General features: G+C 43.0%; 8 protein-coding genes. 4 read left to right on the top strand and 4 right to left on the bottom strand.

Going from position 1 to position 15305, the window contains the following annotated elements; all coding sequences use genetic code 11:
* Positions 1 to 4 precede the first annotated feature (4 nt).
* Both DXN04_RS27550 and DXN04_RS27545 read right to left on the bottom strand, forming a co-directional pair.
* Positions 5 to 3568, bottom strand: a complete 3564-nt coding sequence (locus DXN04_RS27550) for a SusC/RagA family TonB-linked outer membrane protein (RefSeq protein WP_158569180.1) — start codon at positions 3566 to 3568, stop codon at positions 5 to 7.
* 161 nt (positions 3569 to 3729) lie between these two features.
* Positions 3730 to 4902, bottom strand: a complete 1173-nt coding sequence (locus DXN04_RS27545; RefSeq protein ID WP_116856643.1) for a FecR family protein — start codon at positions 4900 to 4902, stop codon at positions 3730 to 3732.
* 150 nt (positions 4903 to 5052) lie between these two features.
* On the opposite strand from DXN04_RS27545, the gene DXN04_RS27540 reads away from it, so the two are divergent.
* Both DXN04_RS27540 and DXN04_RS27535 read left to right on the top strand, forming a co-directional pair.
* On the top strand, positions 5053 to 5646 hold the full coding sequence (locus DXN04_RS27540; RefSeq protein WP_116856642.1) for an RNA polymerase sigma factor: 594 nt from the start codon (positions 5053 to 5055) through the stop codon (positions 5644 to 5646).
* Positions 5647 to 5995: 349 nt separating this feature from the next.
* The gene (locus DXN04_RS27535; protein ID WP_116856641.1) at positions 5996 to 7864 is read left to right on the top strand and encodes a DUF4859 domain-containing protein; all 1869 of its coding nucleotides are present in this window, start codon (positions 5996 to 5998) and stop codon (positions 7862 to 7864) included.
* A gap of 219 nt (positions 7865 to 8083) precedes the next feature.
* Here DXN04_RS27535 and DXN04_RS27530 read toward each other — a convergent pair whose 3' ends face one another.
* On the bottom strand, positions 8084 to 9970 hold the full coding sequence (locus tag DXN04_RS27530) for a RagB/SusD family nutrient uptake outer membrane protein (protein WP_158569178.1): 1887 nt from the start codon (positions 9968 to 9970) through the stop codon (positions 8084 to 8086).
* A 26-nt stretch (positions 9971 to 9996) separates the two neighbouring features.
* A complete protein-coding gene (locus DXN04_RS27525) occupies positions 9997 to 13080 on the bottom strand; it encodes a SusC/RagA family TonB-linked outer membrane protein (RefSeq protein WP_158569176.1) in 3084 nt (1027 codons plus the stop codon).
* 584 nt (positions 13081 to 13664) lie between these two features.
* Between DXN04_RS27525 and DXN04_RS27520 the strand changes: the two genes are divergently transcribed.
* Together DXN04_RS27520 and DXN04_RS27515 are read left to right on the top strand one after the other, a co-directional pair.
* Positions 13665 to 14471 (top strand): SDR family oxidoreductase, encoded by an 807-nt coding sequence (locus DXN04_RS27520; RefSeq protein ID WP_116856638.1) that lies wholly within the window; start codon positions 13665 to 13667, stop codon positions 14469 to 14471.
* A 9-nt stretch (positions 14472 to 14480) separates the two neighbouring features.
* Positions 14481 to 15305, top strand: an 825-nt coding sequence (locus DXN04_RS27515; protein WP_116856637.1) for a helix-turn-helix domain-containing protein, incomplete at its 3' end; no start/stop codon positions are given.

The raw sequence follows: 15305 nt of genomic DNA, 5'->3' as shown, positions 1-15305 counted from the left end.
TCTTTTAGAATTGGGCATTTATTCCCACAGTGAATGTCTTTTGTCCGGCAGGCATGGTCAGCGATCCGAAGTTACCATCCTGGAACTCAGGATCGATTCCATATTTGTTCGCTTTCCACAGCATAATATTAGATACCTGGCTGCGCAGTACGATCTGTTCTGCTCTCAGTTTTTTGAGGATGTATGAAGGAAGACTATAACTTAAAGAAATATCCCTCAACTTTACAAATGCTGCGCTTACCACATTGATATCCCCATAAGTATAATAATTCACGTCCCTACGACTATAGCTTGTATAGGAATCAGATACATAAGAAGGGATATTGGTCGTTTTTTCATCTCCTGCTGTTCGCCAGCGTTTCCCAAAATCACTGTGAAAATTTCCGGAAAAATTACTATGCGTTGGGGCGCCTGTATATAACAGGTTTCCTTCTCTTCGCATCACATGTCCCAGGTTGAAGACAGCGTTTGCACTCAGCATCCACTTACCGTAGTTAAAAATATTGGTGAGCCCACCATTGACTTTAGGCTGTGTCGTTCCTTTGTATTGCACATCAGCGGTAGAGGATACATACGGAGATTTTGTGACCGTACCGTCCTGTAACTTAATTTGTGGATCACCCAGGTCATCCAGCCCCATATACTGATAGGCAAATACACTATATGCAGGATAACCTTTCACATAAGACTGGTAAATCCTGAGATATCCTTCGGTCGTATTATATGCAGAAGTTACATTCACGAGCTTATTTTTATTATACGACACATTCAGCATTGTGCTCCATTTGAATGCTCCTTTTTTGATGTTGATGGTGGTCAGACTGAGTTCAATGCCCTTATTACTGAGGTCTCCCACATTACCGGTTACGGAAGAATAGCCTGTCAGTGCATTGGTAGGCATATAACCCAGCAGGTTGGAGGTGGCTTTGTTATAAATGTCCAGCGAGCCGGAAACTATATTATTCAGCACTGAAAAATCCAGACCGAAGTTGGTTGTTTTGGTGCTTTCCCAACTCAGGTTTCTATTTGCAGGGGAGGATATGTAGAGCCCTGCACCATTAGGGAGATAGGCACTGGAATATTTTGATAAGATATCAAAGGAGGCTGAGGTACCCGGACTAGGTGCATTGCCGGAGAGGCCGTATGTAGTCCGGAAGGCCAGGTTGTTTATCCAGCTGGCCCCGGAGAGAAATCCTTCATTCGATAATTCCCATTTTACACCTACGCTCCAAACAGGCTTGTTCTGTGCAGATTTATCCAGACCGAACAAATTGCTTTTGTCAATACGAAAACTTCCGTTTATTGAATATTTTCTGTCGTATGTATAAGCGCCATTTGCAAAATATGATCTGAACCTGGAGATTGTTTCTGTTTGAGAGAAGATGTTTTCATCCAGCAAACTAACAACTCCATAGTTGGGAATAACTGTACCAGCGACTCCTATAGTGCTAAGGGTCTGGTAATCCAGCATGGAATAGCTCTGTAGCTGTAGGTTATATCCTCTCACCTGACTGGTATTCCCCAGCGTTCGTTGTTCCTGTACTTCCTGCCCGGCAAGCAAGGTCAGTTGGTGTTGGGATTCATTCCAGCTGTTGGTGTAATTCAGCAGATTTCTTACAGTCCAGCTACGGCTGGTAGAATTACTGGTTGCAAAGGTGCCGCCTGTAGTAGGCAGGTAATATACAGGGGAAGCAGAGGTGCTGGGTGCTACTGTGAATTGGAGCAGCTCATACCTCATTTTATAACTTTTGATATCATCATAAGATTCCTGCCTGGTGTTACCGTTTATATATCCATAGGTACCTGAAAAGCTAAGTCCTTTTACAAGAGAGATGTTGACGTTCAGAATATTCCTGGTGTTCAACATATTCGATTTGGTATAACCATAATTCAATTCATCCAATGGTATATAGTCCAGGTTTATACCACTTCTTTCCTGGTAATCCTGCCTGATAGAGTCACTGAGCGTGCCCATATAACTCATGGATAGGTGGTGGCCGTTTGCATCTCTGAACAGCTGATAAGGATAAAACCGGGAATCAGCAGTGACAGGTCTTTTTGCGTTGGACAGGGTATTGGTAAGGTCGGTGACCAGGTCGAAATGGATATGCGGCCCGGCAGAAAACCCTTGTCTGAGGTTAAGTTTGTATGTATTGGTATTATTCCCTGGTTGGTAACTGTTATTGCGGGTATAGGCAAATGATCCATAAAAAGAATAGAGCTTAGTGCTGCCTGCCACAGAAAGTGTCTGGTTGGATAATAAGGCATTTGTATAAAGCAGGTCTCTTATTTGTTTTCTGTTGTCAATGGCAGATAAGCTATCTAAACTTTTGGTGGCCTGTTCACTGCTGATAAGCCCTCTATAACGGTTATATAAGATCACTTCATGAGGAGGCATACCAGATGAGGGATAATCAGTTAGAGATCCCCATGTATATGTTTCCGGATCAAAAATTTCTTCTGCATTCTTAATTAAATCCCTGCTGCTCATGCCGGGGTAGTAGTTTGTGTTAGGTTTTCCCTGGAAGTTCAGGAAGGCATCATACTGTACCTTTAACTTCCCTCCGGTGCTTCCTTTCTTAGTATTGATAACAATCACTCCGTTTGCAGCCCGTGCGCCCCAGATAGAGGCAGCGGTCGCATCTTTCAACACAGTTACGTCCGCTACGTCCTGCGGGTTGATGGTATTGATATCCGTGATAGGGATGCCATCTACTACATATAATGGGTTTCTGTTAGTGCCGTTGCCATAAATACCGAGTCCGGGTATTACCTCCGTACCTACAGTGGTAAGGCCTCTTACCAGAATGGGATTTTGCGTGGCACCAGGACTATTATTAATCACCAGCCCTGGCACAAGCCCATCCAGTCGCTGAAGGATATTCATGCTAAAAGACCGTTCATATACTAAAGACATGTCGGGTTTTCCAAAAGAACCTGTGCTTCTCTCTTTAGAGAGGGTCTGGTACCCGTTGGATACAACTGCAATTTCCGTGAGCTTATTAATTTCAGCTTTTAAGACTATGTTTAAATAATGCGATGGTTCACCACTCACTACAATTTCCCGGGTCTGATATCCTACAAAGCTGATAATAATAACATCTCCTGCTTTTAGCCCTGGCATAGTAAATTCTCCATTACTATCTGTTCCAATAACAGTAGGTGTTCTTTTCAGGCGGATCGTAGCTCCTTTTAACGGATTGCCGGTAGAGTCAGTGATACGCCCTGTTAGTGTAATAGGAGGCACGGAGTAATCAACAGGAACCGTGACGTCCTCCTTTTTCCGGAACAACACTACCTTATCTTTAATTTCATAGGTAATAGGTAAACCGGACAAACAACTATCTAAGACTTTTTCAATGGTGGTATTTTTGCATGAAAGGCTGATCATTTTAGCATCTTTCAACAAATCCTTGCTGTAAAAAAAGTCATAGCCTGTTTGATGCCTGATTTCTTTCAACACACTACTAAGCGGTACATTCTTAACATTGACATTTACAGTCTGGCCCATAGAACTGGCACTGACCTGCATGACAACCACCAAAAGCAGTATCGCACTGAAATTCATAATTAGCAGGGATTTTTTGGCATAATAAACCCATATGCCCGATTTCTTGGCAAAATTTAAATACATTTGTTTGGCTGGTTTGGTTGATTATAGCTATTTAATTCAAACTAATACTAGCACTCAGCCGATTTGTGTTCCAACCACAATCGGCTTTTTTAGTATTAATCTTTCACGATTACTGTTCTTCCGTTAATAATAAAATGTACTTTCTCTGAATTTTCTATAATTTTTAATACATCTTCCAGGCTCCTGTTCTTTGAAATTTCCCCCTCGAAATTTTCTTTGGATCTGGTATTTTTATAAACAATTTTGACATCATACCACCTGGCGATATTGTTCATAATATCCTCAAGGCTACCATTAAATTTGAAGTAACCATCCTTCCACGCTACAGCTTCCTCAGTATCTATATTATGCCTTACCTGTATCAAATTGTTGATGCTGCTTGATTGATCCCCCGGAGCCAGTTGTACCCGCTTACTACCGTTTGATACAACAACTGCACCCTGCACCAGCGTCGTTGTAACCGTTGGCGCATCGGGATAAGCCATTATATTAAAGGCTGTGCCCAATACCATCACTTCCTGATTCAGGCAGGTGATCTTTATAGGATGTTCACTGTTCTTTGTGACTTCAAAATATGCTTCACCAGAAAGTGTTATTTTCTTATTCTTACCCTCGAAAGGAAGATCATAAGTAATAGATGAAGATGCATTCAGCCAGACATTCGTCTGGTCCGGAAGAATTACCTGCCATTGGCCACCGGCAGGTGTTTTTATAGTATGGTGTTCGATTTTGTTACTACTATCGGTATTCCCCTGCGGTTCATATATTATTTGTCCATTTGACAGTTTTTTGATTCTTCCCCCACCTTCCAGCGGCAGATCTATGTTGTTGGTATTGTTCAGTATGATCGTTTGTCCATTGCCTATGGTCAGTGTAGCCTGGTCTGTACCTGGTAATATTTGTGAAAGCTGTTCCTGTTTTTGTACTGGCCTGCCTTCTTTTCTGGTCATCCAGAATGCTCCTGCGGTTATTAATAATAGGACTGCAGCAGCAATCTTTAGTGGCCGCGATTTATAATACCTGAGCTTATTCTTCGACTCTTTTTTAATAAATAGTTCAAGGTTCAGGTATACTTTTTCCAGTCGGCTATCCATATCTGCCGGTTGGTAGAGATTAGTGTCTTCTTGTTGTATTTCATTAAATATCAATTCTTTAAGAAGGGATTCTTCTGTAGGGATATTGAAATACTCCATTAAAACTGCTATCTCTTCCTTTGTACAATCGTCATTGACATATTTCCTGAAAATTTCATGTAATGAAGATTCCATTGGATATTTATTTATTAATAAACGGCAGCTTAAAAAAACAATGAATGGTTTTGAAAAAAAATATTTGGGCTACATAAGGATGAGTGAAAGACAGATTTTGGCGAAATATAAAATAATATGTTTTATGTTTGTCCATATTCCATAAATACTTTGGAAATTATAGATGTAAAATATCAGGAAGAGTTACTTAGTCAGCTTAGGGAAGGTGCTGAACCGGCGTTTAATGCGTTGTACAATGCTTATAGCAGGCCAATCTGGTTAAGAATTTTGAGGTTGGTCAAGGATAAGGATATCGCGGACGAGCTATTGCAGGAGGTTTTTATTAATATCTGGAAAAACCGACAGCAGATAGATCCTGAGAAGTCCTTTAAGGCTTTCATTTATACGGTAGCGCAAAATCTGGTATATAATTACTTTCGGAAGAATGCTTCCGATTCGAATCTGCTCCAAAACCTGCTTTTACAAAGCCCTCAACATTATATGAACGTGGAGCAGCTGATGGAAGAAAAAGAGTTGAGGAAGTTGCTTGACGATGCTATTAATCAATTATCACCACAACGTAAGCGGGCATTTATATTATGTAAGGTGGAGGGTCGCAGTTACGAGGAGGCAAGTAAAATAATGGGGGTTTCGGTTGCTACCATCAATAGCCATATTACCCAATCATTGCAATTCTTAAAGGAATATGCGGTTAAACATCTGAAGTTGATTGTACTGATTTTATTTACAGGATTGGATAGATAATAATTACAGAACCTCAAAATGATCAGAGCATTGCCCACTCTCAGTGACAATCGATCATATGCCAGCTCAAAACTATTAGCTAAAATCTGAACACATACAGCCAAAATATAAGAATGAAAAACCTTTCTTTTTAATCATTTTCACTTAAAGAATAAAGAGAGCTGTAAGGAATAACACGCACATTGAAAAACGGCCCTTTAGATCCACCACAAATACTATTGTAGCAACACCCGCTGATCTCATTGTCAGCCTGGATACTTTGCAATAACATTTTCTAATAAGACAGGTATACGTCTTATGCAAATCAATACTGTCAGCAACTTTCATTAATTACCAAAATATAGTCGTCATGTCTAACAATGTATCTCCCCGTCTATTGACCGGACGCGCAGCTGTCTTATTGTTGTCGTTATTTTTACTGTCAACTGCCTGCAAAAAAGAGGCTGTGCCGCAAAAATCATCCCTTGATTCTTCTACTATAGCTCCTGTAAAGCTAGGATTGTACAAGCCGAAAGAAATGGCTAATATGGACTGGAACTCCGCAGCCAGTGAATGGAGCCTTTCGCGGTCCAAACAGTCAGACCATTTTATTTTATTCTGGGCGCAGGGGTATGGAACAGACTTACCCTCGTCTTCCAATGTCCCTGAAAAATACCGGGTAGACATCGATGACCTGCTTGCAAAGGCGGAGAAATTCTATCATTATTACGTTGATACCTTGAAATTTGCCGTTATAGGCAACAAAACATCGTACCTGGAAAAGTATAAGATGATGATATTTTTATACCACCAGGATGACTGGCTGGCTACCGGACTGGGTTATGATGATATCATAGGGGCATTATGGATTAGTCCCCAGACTTGCCAACCGGTAAATGCTACCCTCGCACATGAAGTAGGGCACTGTTTTCAATACCAGGTGAGCTGTGATTTGGGTACCAGCCATGGCTACCGCTGGGGTTATGGAGGTGACGGAGGGAATACTTTTTGGGAGCAATGCGCACAGTGGCAGGCATTCAAACTGTATCCTGACGATGTATTCGGCGGATGGCTGGGTGGTTACCTGGATAACTACAATAAACACATCCTGCACGAAGATTACCGTTATTCCAGCTATTTTATTCATCACTACTGGACACAAAAACGAGGACTGGATTTTATCGCCAAATTATGGCGGCAATCTCAGGCTTCAGAAGATGCAGTGCAAACTTACCAGCGACTGGCCAATATTTCCAACGAACAGTTTAATGATGAGATCTATGATGCCAGTTCACGTTTAGTCACCTGGGACATTGACGATATCCGTGATGGTGGCAAAAATTATATAGGTGCCCAATCTTATAAAGTGAGCAGGCAATCAGACGGTTCCTTTCAGCCAGATCCCGGGTTTTGTCCACAGACAACCGGTTACAATGCTCTTCCGCTGAATGTGCCACAGGCAGGTACCAATATTTCTGCTGCATTTAAAGGTATTCCCAATGCGACAGGCTATAACACTGTCAACGCCAGTCTTGCAGGATACAGATATGGTTTTGTTGCATTGCTAAATAATGGGACGAGGGTCTATAGCACCATGTATAAAAAAATAACAGATACTGCAGCATTTACAGTGCCGGCAGATTGTGCACGGCTCTGGTTTGTCGTTACCGGTGCCCCTTCCGTTTATAATCAGCATGCCTGGGACAATAATAACGCCAATGATGAACAATGGCCTTATAATGTAAAGTTTGGGAATACAAATGTATACGCTTATTTAAATGAGGGTGGTAACACCGATCCAACTGATATTGCCTTCACCTACAATGTTTCAGTAAAAAATGATCCTGTTAATTACAATTATACTGTTGTTGACTTAAATAACGGCGACCTGCCTAAGCTCATCAATGCATTTCAATTGAACCGTGATGATATTACAGCAAACATGGGTAGCAGTATTAAATTCTATGCAATTGAGGCCAATGGCCAATTAAATGGAACTACCACTGCAAACGGATACGGGCATTGGTTTGATGCCAGTGGAAACGTGATTGCCTGGGGAACAAATGCAATGGTATATAGTGAATTCAATGAAAAGAATTTTCAATTTACAATAGGAGAATACCCTGGACATGTAAAGGTTGGGGATACATTCAGGATTTCACAGGCTTTGGTGTACACAAATGCAGGAGGTAAGCAGGCGAAGGCGACCTTTACTTTTAATGTCAGTATTACCAATTAATAAATAAAGGAATGAGCTTTTCCGTCAAACTGTACATGTGACTTTGTAATAAATTACTCCTACCTGGTTGTATTCAGTTAACTAAAACGGCCGGTGCATAGACATGCACCGGCCATTCTTTAACATCAAAATGTAAACAGATTCATTGTCCGGCAGGATGTTTATGAATAAATACCACTGCCGCTTATCATACTTTCAAATCTGGTTAACATGTCATCTTTACCAACCATAATTTTGTACTAATTGATGATTTACTTCTATCTCCGTTTGAGGTATTGGGAAAAGGTAATGTTTAGGTTGAAATACACGTGTTTGTATAACCACGCGTTTGTAAAACACGGACAAGCCGGCTTCTTTACTATTTACATCAAATCCAGAGGATTGCAATTCCTGTGTGGTAGGCCGTGCATTTAATCCATGCACCGGTCCGTTGTCTACAATTGTACCGATCAGCCAGCGCCTTACATCCCAGAACCTATGTGACTCAAAGGCAAACTCAACCCTGTTTTCATTTTGCACCCGCGCTCTGAAACCAGCAAGGGTATTGTCGTCAGCTATGATTGGCAATGCCGGCATATTGACCCTCGCACGCACTTTATTGATGGCGTTAAAAGCTTCAGCCGTTGGCCCCTGGTTATATTCGTTCAATGCTTCTGCATAAATGAGATAAATTTCCGGGAGGCGTATCACAGGATCATTCCGTTTCGCATCAGGGGATGTCCAGTAATTGAGCATATCCACATCGGGGGAAATCCATTTGCGGGGATTATAACCAGACACGGGGTAGGTACCGGTTGATTTTGGCCAGCCCTGTGATGTTCCGCCATTAGAGCCCCACCATGACATCCATACCGGTGTATTGGCCGTATGACCAATCGCCCATTTACTACCCTGGAAAGTCACGGTCGCATAAAACCTCGGGTCACGGTTTTTGTACATTTTAGAAATATTATCGAAATGCACATTTTCACTATAACCATCAGCACCAAAGATATCGCCAGACCAGGTACCTACAGAATCATATCCTGACGACGGGTCATTTATTGGATATCCGTTGTTCATCTCGTAAGCATCCACAAACTCCTGGAGGATGCTATACTTTCCCCAACCCCCAAACCAGCCGCCATATGGCAGGCATTCATTTTCTATATTCTTGCTGTTATTCTGTTGTTTGGCTATAATTATTTCGTCCCAGTTACGGGTATTAAATACCCTGGAGTAACTGTTAATCGGATCACCAGCTACGGTATTTAACGTATAAAGGTTCAGGTTAAGCACCTTCTGTGCTTCGTCTGCCGCTCTTTTCCATTTCTCCTTATCTGCCATCTGGCTAAACAGCGGTGTACCATCGGGATTTTTGATGTCCTTGTACAAAGGATTACCATTGAATAAAGGGCTCGCAGCATATGCAAGTGTCCGGGTCGCCAATGCGAGCGCGCCACCTTTGCTAATGCGCCCCAGGTCCCCATCTGCATAGCTGACAGGCAATAGTTCTGCAGCTTCCTCACATTCTCTTGCTATGAAATTCACTACTGAATCTACCGGTGTCCTGGGCATCTGCATCTCCGATGCTTCTGATGCGGCATACGAGCGGGTTAATACTGGTACCGCACCATAGCGCCTGAAGAGATCAAAATAGAAAAATGCACGTAATACCCTAGCCTCTGCTTTGTACCGGGGCAATACTGTTGCGTAATAAGATTGCTGATTCTCCGGCACAGGTACATTGTCTATATTCTCCAGGAACAGGTTACACTGACGGATTTTCTGGTAAGCATCCGCCCATATATCGTATGGGTTATTTGCCGCATTCCAGGCACCGGTATTGTAATAAAGAGGATAAAAACCGGCTCCCCAGTGATGATAACATTCATCCGTTGCTGCACATATCTCATCTGTCCAGCCATCGGCAAGTGATCCGGGCATCTTGGAATATAAATTCGCCAATACACCGTTGGCATTATTAATATTGCCCCATACCTGGTCTGATGTCACCAGTTCGGAAGGCACTACATCGAGGAATTTTTTACAGGAAGACGCGGCTATAAAGATGGTAACGATGGCCGCAGTCACCAGACTCCTGTATATATATGTTAGTTTATTCATAATGTTTGTGTTTAATTCATACAGCATTATAATCCTACGGTCAAACCTGCGTTGTAAACACGCATCTGGGGATAGTTTCCTGAATCATTAGGCGTTTCCGGATCGAAGATTTTAATCTTATCCCAGGTAACCAGGTTCAGACCATTTACGAAAAGTCTTAAATTCCGGATACCCACCAGGCGGGAAGTAGCGTTAGGAAGGGTATACCCGATTTCTAAATTTTTCAGTCGCAGGTAGTTTGAATTGTACAACCACCAGCTTGAGTTCTGATCATTGTTCTGATTCGCTGCATAAGACAATCTTGGATACTTTGCATTTGTATTTTCAGGTGTCCAGTAGTTGTCCTTAATGTCAGACAATACACCCGCATCGCCGGAGAAAGGCCACATACGCGGTCCGGTAAACCAGGTATGCCCACCAAATCCGCCCTGGAAAAGGATGCTCACGTCAAAAGAATGGAAATTACCACCCAATGCAATACCTGCGATCTTGTAAGGAACTGAGCGCTTGCCCAGGTAGGTCTGGTCCAGCGAGTTTACCACGCCGTCTGCATTCATATCCTTGTATTTCAGGTCACCTGGCTGCACGGTGCCAAACGAAGACTGGTCCGGACTTTTATTAATATCATCCTGTGACTGGAACAGGCCGAGCGCCACATATCCATATTGATCATCGATCGCACGCCCGGTATGCCGCTGGTAAGTATGGCCGTCAAAAGAAGGCTCGTCCATGGCAATAATACGGTTCACGTTATACGAAAAATTGGCTTTCAGGAAATACCCGTATTTACGGTAGTTCTTACGGTATTCCATAGTGAGCTCAAATCCCTTGTTTTGAACCTTACCCAGGTTGACATAGGGTAAATTGGTAATACCGATCATACTTGGAATGGTGCCCGGAGTAGCCAGGATATCACTTCTTAATTCATAGAACGCATCGCCTGATATGGAGAGGGCGCTACCAAACATCTCCAGGTCTATACCTGCGTTGTATTTGTTGGCTTTTTCCCAGGTCACTTCCATATTGCCCGTCCTGTCTTCCAACACCCCACCAAATGAGGAGCCATCGTGGTTACGTCCAAACTGGTAACCGGTACCACCTAATGACCAGGTGCTCTGGTACAGGAAGCGCTGCCCACCGATCTTGTCATTTCCGACAGTACCTGCCGATGCACGGATCTTCAACAGGTTGATGAGCGGTACGTGATTTTTAAAGAATGGTTCTTCGGAAATAACATAACTCGCAGAAACGGCCGGGAACAGGTCATAACGTCTACCCGCCGGAAAGTTTTCAGACCCGTTATAGCCAAAGTTTACCTCTCCGAATATTTTACTGTTATATGCGTATGTTACCCTGCCTATTAACCCGTTATATTTATAAGGAAGACCGTTGATAGCGTCATTGGATCCCACCGCGTCAAAAAAAGTTTGTTGCTGATAAAGCGCCATGGCCGTAACGGCATGTTTACCGAAAGTGCGGTCATAGTTCAGATAAGCTTCCAGCTGTGTACGGCGGTTACTGTTAGCCGCCACATCATAGCTCAGGTTATTGGAACCATCGGTCACCTTTGTATAGGTACCGGTAGAAAGGTCTGTAGCCTGATCATCAGCTATAGACCATTTATATGTGTAGTAGGATTTAGATCTGGTTATATTCCTGTAATTGTAGGAGTCAAATGAGAGTCTTACCCGGGTACTTAAGCCTTTGGTGATCCAGGGCAGGTTGAGCTTGAACCCGGTGGTGGCTTGCAGTGTATTTTGGAAATTACGCTGGTAACCTCCCTGCGTTAATCGGCCAAAGGGGTTGTAAGGTTTGGCAGACTGATAGGCAACAGATCCATCCGGATTTTGCATCGGGTACAGGTACGGGGGGATGGCCTGCATATCTGCGAAAAGTGCAGAAGCACCTACGTTTGGATAGTTATTATCATATACGATCTGGCCGAGGTTCAGTTCCATCGTCAGATCTTTGGTGATGTTCAGGTCAATATTTGAGCGGAAGTTATACTTGTTGTTAAGGGCCTGGATATTATAATCCGATAAGTTAGCATATTTGTATAAACCACTTTGCCTGAGATAAGAGATAGAGGTAAAGTAGCGCACAAAGTCATTACCCCCGGATACGTTTAAGTTACCCGAATACATAGGGGCAGTTGGTTTCAGCAGTTCATGCAGCCAGTTTACATCCGGATATAAATATTTGTAAGCAGGATGCGATCTGTCCCTGAATTTATTCAGGTATTCATCGGTATACATAGCATAATTCTGACCATCGTTGATCAGCGCTTCACGGTATAATTTCAATGCATCATAAGAATCGAGATATTCAGGCAATCTTGTTGGTTCCTGGATCCCTCCCTGCAGGGTAAAGTTGATCTGTGGCTTTGACTTCATGCCCCTTTTGGTGGTGACTAATATGACCCCGTTTGCACCCCGCACCCCGTACACGGCAGTAGAGGAGGCATCTTTTAATATAGAAATGCTTTCTACTTCGTTGGCATCAATACCAGAGAATGCACGTTCTACTCCATCCACCAGGATAAGTGGATTCTGGCTACCAGTAAAAGTGGCCATACCTCTGATCCAGAGTGATGATGCATCATAGCCGGGTTCACCGCTGTTTTGCAGGGTTACGAGACCGGGTAAACGTCCGGCAAGGGCATTACTTAAGTTGGCTACAGGACTTTGCTTCAGCTCCTTTGTACCTACAGAGGCAATGGCACCTGTCAGGGAAATCTTCTTTTGTTTACCATATCCCACAACGACTACTTCGTTCATATCGCTGGAAGCCGTCTTCAGAACGATGCTCCCTGCTCCGCTGACAGGCACTACCAGCGTGAGATAGCCGACATGGGAAATCTGGATGGCAGAATCGTTGTTCGTACGACGGATACGGAATACACCGTTTTCATTCGTATTGGTGACATGCTTGCTATTCAATAATTGAACAGTGGCACCGGGTATAGGTACACTTTCATCAGTGACAACTTTACCGGTTATAAAACCTGTGTCTTTTGCAGGTTGTCCCTGTGCCTGCAAATGTCCACTGTAAGCGCTAAAACAAATGCATAGCAGTGTTGAGATGTACAGATTAATTACATGTTTTTTCATAATATGAGTTGAGGTAAGGTACACAGTCTGAATACGAATGCGGTAATGTTTACGCATACTCATTCTTACGCATACAACAGCCACCTCTGTCTACGCAGTAGCTGCGGTAAACAGGCAGAAAATAGTTTTGTCAATAACTACTACAATGCAGACCAGCTGTATGTGTAAGGGGATAATACCCTTACATTGAGTAATACTATTAAAATGAAACTTTTAATTCGAAATGCCACAAGCGTATGTTCCAGGTATATTTTCTAAATGCTGGTTAGTTTTCTACTAATAGGTTTAAATTGACACTAGCCTTTTAATACAATACGCTAACTTACTCAAGACCTAAGGTTTATCATGGACAGATAATGACATGTTATTTGCAAATTTTAACAAGTCTTTTTGGAGTGGGGGATAGGCTGGCAATAATTGGTAGGGACAAATAGGGGAGGATCCCTTTAACCAGGATGGATCTTCTATAAGGCAAACTTTCCGTCCCCGGACCGCTGTTATGTCATTTTGAACACAATAAGACTCAATATGGATACTTCGGGTTACCCGTGCTGAACGAATTTTGTGTTGTAAACATCATCAACATGAGCAATACAATTTTCATTACAGGTGCATCTTCCGGACTGGGTAAAGCCACTGCTAAGTTATTTCAGCAAAAAGGCTGGCGGGTAATTGCCACTATGCGTCACCCGGAAAAGGAAACCGAATTGAACCAGCTGGACAACATTACCTTGTTACAACTGGACGTTACCGATATCCCAAATGTAAAAGCAACAGTCGCCAAAGCACTTTCAACAGGACATATAGATGTGGTATTCAACAATGCTGGCTATGGCCTGTCCGGGCCGCTGGAATCCACCTCAGCAGAGCAGATCCTGCGACAGATCAATACGAACCTGTTAGGCACCATATGGGTCACCCAGGCCTTTATTCCTTACTTCCGTGAAAGAAGGAAGGGCTTGTTTATCACCACCACTTCTGTAGGCGGTCTCGTAGCATTCCCTTTTTCTTCCCTCTACCACGCTACTAAATGGGGACTGGAGGGCTGGAGTGAAGGGTTGTATTACGAGCTGAAAAGCATCGGTGTCGGTATTAAAACGGTGGCCCCGGGTGGTATCCAGACCGATTTCCTGAGTCGTTCCTTCGATACATCTTCCCATCCGGCTTACGATGAACTATTCAGCCGTTTCTTTTCAAATGCAGATGGGGCATTGTTTTCCACCGCAGCACAAATTGCCGAAGTGGTGTATGAAGCCGCTACAGATGGCAAAGAACAGCTGCGTTACATAGCAGGTGAAGATGCCAAAGGTATCATGGCCCAGCGGGAGCAATTGGGTAATGAAGGTTTCAGACAATTTATGGAAACCGCATTTTTAAAGAAGAATTCTTAATTTCAGTATATGAAGAAGGCAGCGGACACACCTCATATGATCCATTCAATTTCAGCCCTGCACCAGTTGCTGGAATTACCGAAGCCCCTGCACCCCCTTATAAGCCTTTTCGATAATACCCAGGTAGTAGCCAGCAAAAAGCAATTACCCAGGACTTTCGTATTCGACTTCTACAATATCTCTTTTAAGAAGAAGCTAAAAGGCCGCACAGGGTACGGGCAGAATTACTACGATTTTGATGATGGGACCATGTTATTCACCGCTCCGAAACAACTTATTACTACCGGCAATGACATGGAGTATTATGGTGTGACCCTGCTTTTTCATCCCGACTTTATCCGACATCATCCCTTAGGAGAAAATATCAAAAAGTTTGGCTTCTTCTCCTATGAAAGCAATGAAGCCCTGCACCTGTCGGATAGTGAAAAACAAACTATCCTCTCAATATATAAGAACATCGAAAACGAGCTCTGTCACAACATAGACGACTTTAGCCAGGACATTATTCTGGCACATATCGAAGCCTTGCTGAATTACAGCAACCGTTATTACAAGCGGCAGTTTATAACCCGGAAGACAGTCAGTCATGATCTGTTATCCAAAGTCGAAAAAGTGATTGATAGCTATTTCGAAAGTGAAAGAGCCATTACCGCCGGCCTGCTGACCGTAGAGTGGCTGGCCGCCCAGATCAATGTGTCACCACGATACCTGAGTGATATGCTGCGTTCATTGACAGGGCAAAATGCACAATACCTGAGTAATGATTCGGTTCTCGGCATCTATGAACCCGTCACCAGAGACATTATCTTTGCCTCAGTTCTTCTTCCAGTTGTT

This window comes from Chitinophaga silvisoli (assembly GCF_003412465.1).
Taxonomy (GTDB): Bacteria; Bacteroidota; Bacteroidia; order Chitinophagales; family Chitinophagaceae; genus Chitinophaga; species Chitinophaga silvisoli.
Note: the sequence above shows the minus strand (reverse complement) of the source record. Positions and strands in the feature narration are given on the sequence as shown.

Coding starts and splice junctions, on each gene's coding strand:
- DXN04_RS27535 (WP_116856641.1), top strand. CDS start 5,996: ATGTCTAACAATGTATCTCCCCGTCTATTGACCGGACGCGCAGCTGTC.
- DXN04_RS27520 (WP_116856638.1), top strand. CDS start 13,665: ATGAGCAATACAATTTTCATTACAGGTGCATCTTCCGGACTGGGTAAA.
- DXN04_RS27530 (WP_158569178.1), bottom strand. CDS start 9,970: ATGAATAAACTAACATATATATACAGGAGTCTGGTGACTGCGGCCATC.
- DXN04_RS27525 (WP_158569176.1), bottom strand. CDS start 13,080: ATGAAAAAACATGTAATTAATCTGTACATCTCAACACTGCTATGCATT.
- DXN04_RS27545 (WP_116856643.1), bottom strand. CDS start 4,902: ATGGAATCTTCATTACATGAAATTTTCAGGAAATATGTCAATGACGAT.
- DXN04_RS27550 (WP_158569180.1), bottom strand. CDS start 3,568: ATGAATTTCAGTGCGATACTGCTTTTGGTGGTTGTCATGCAGGTCAGT.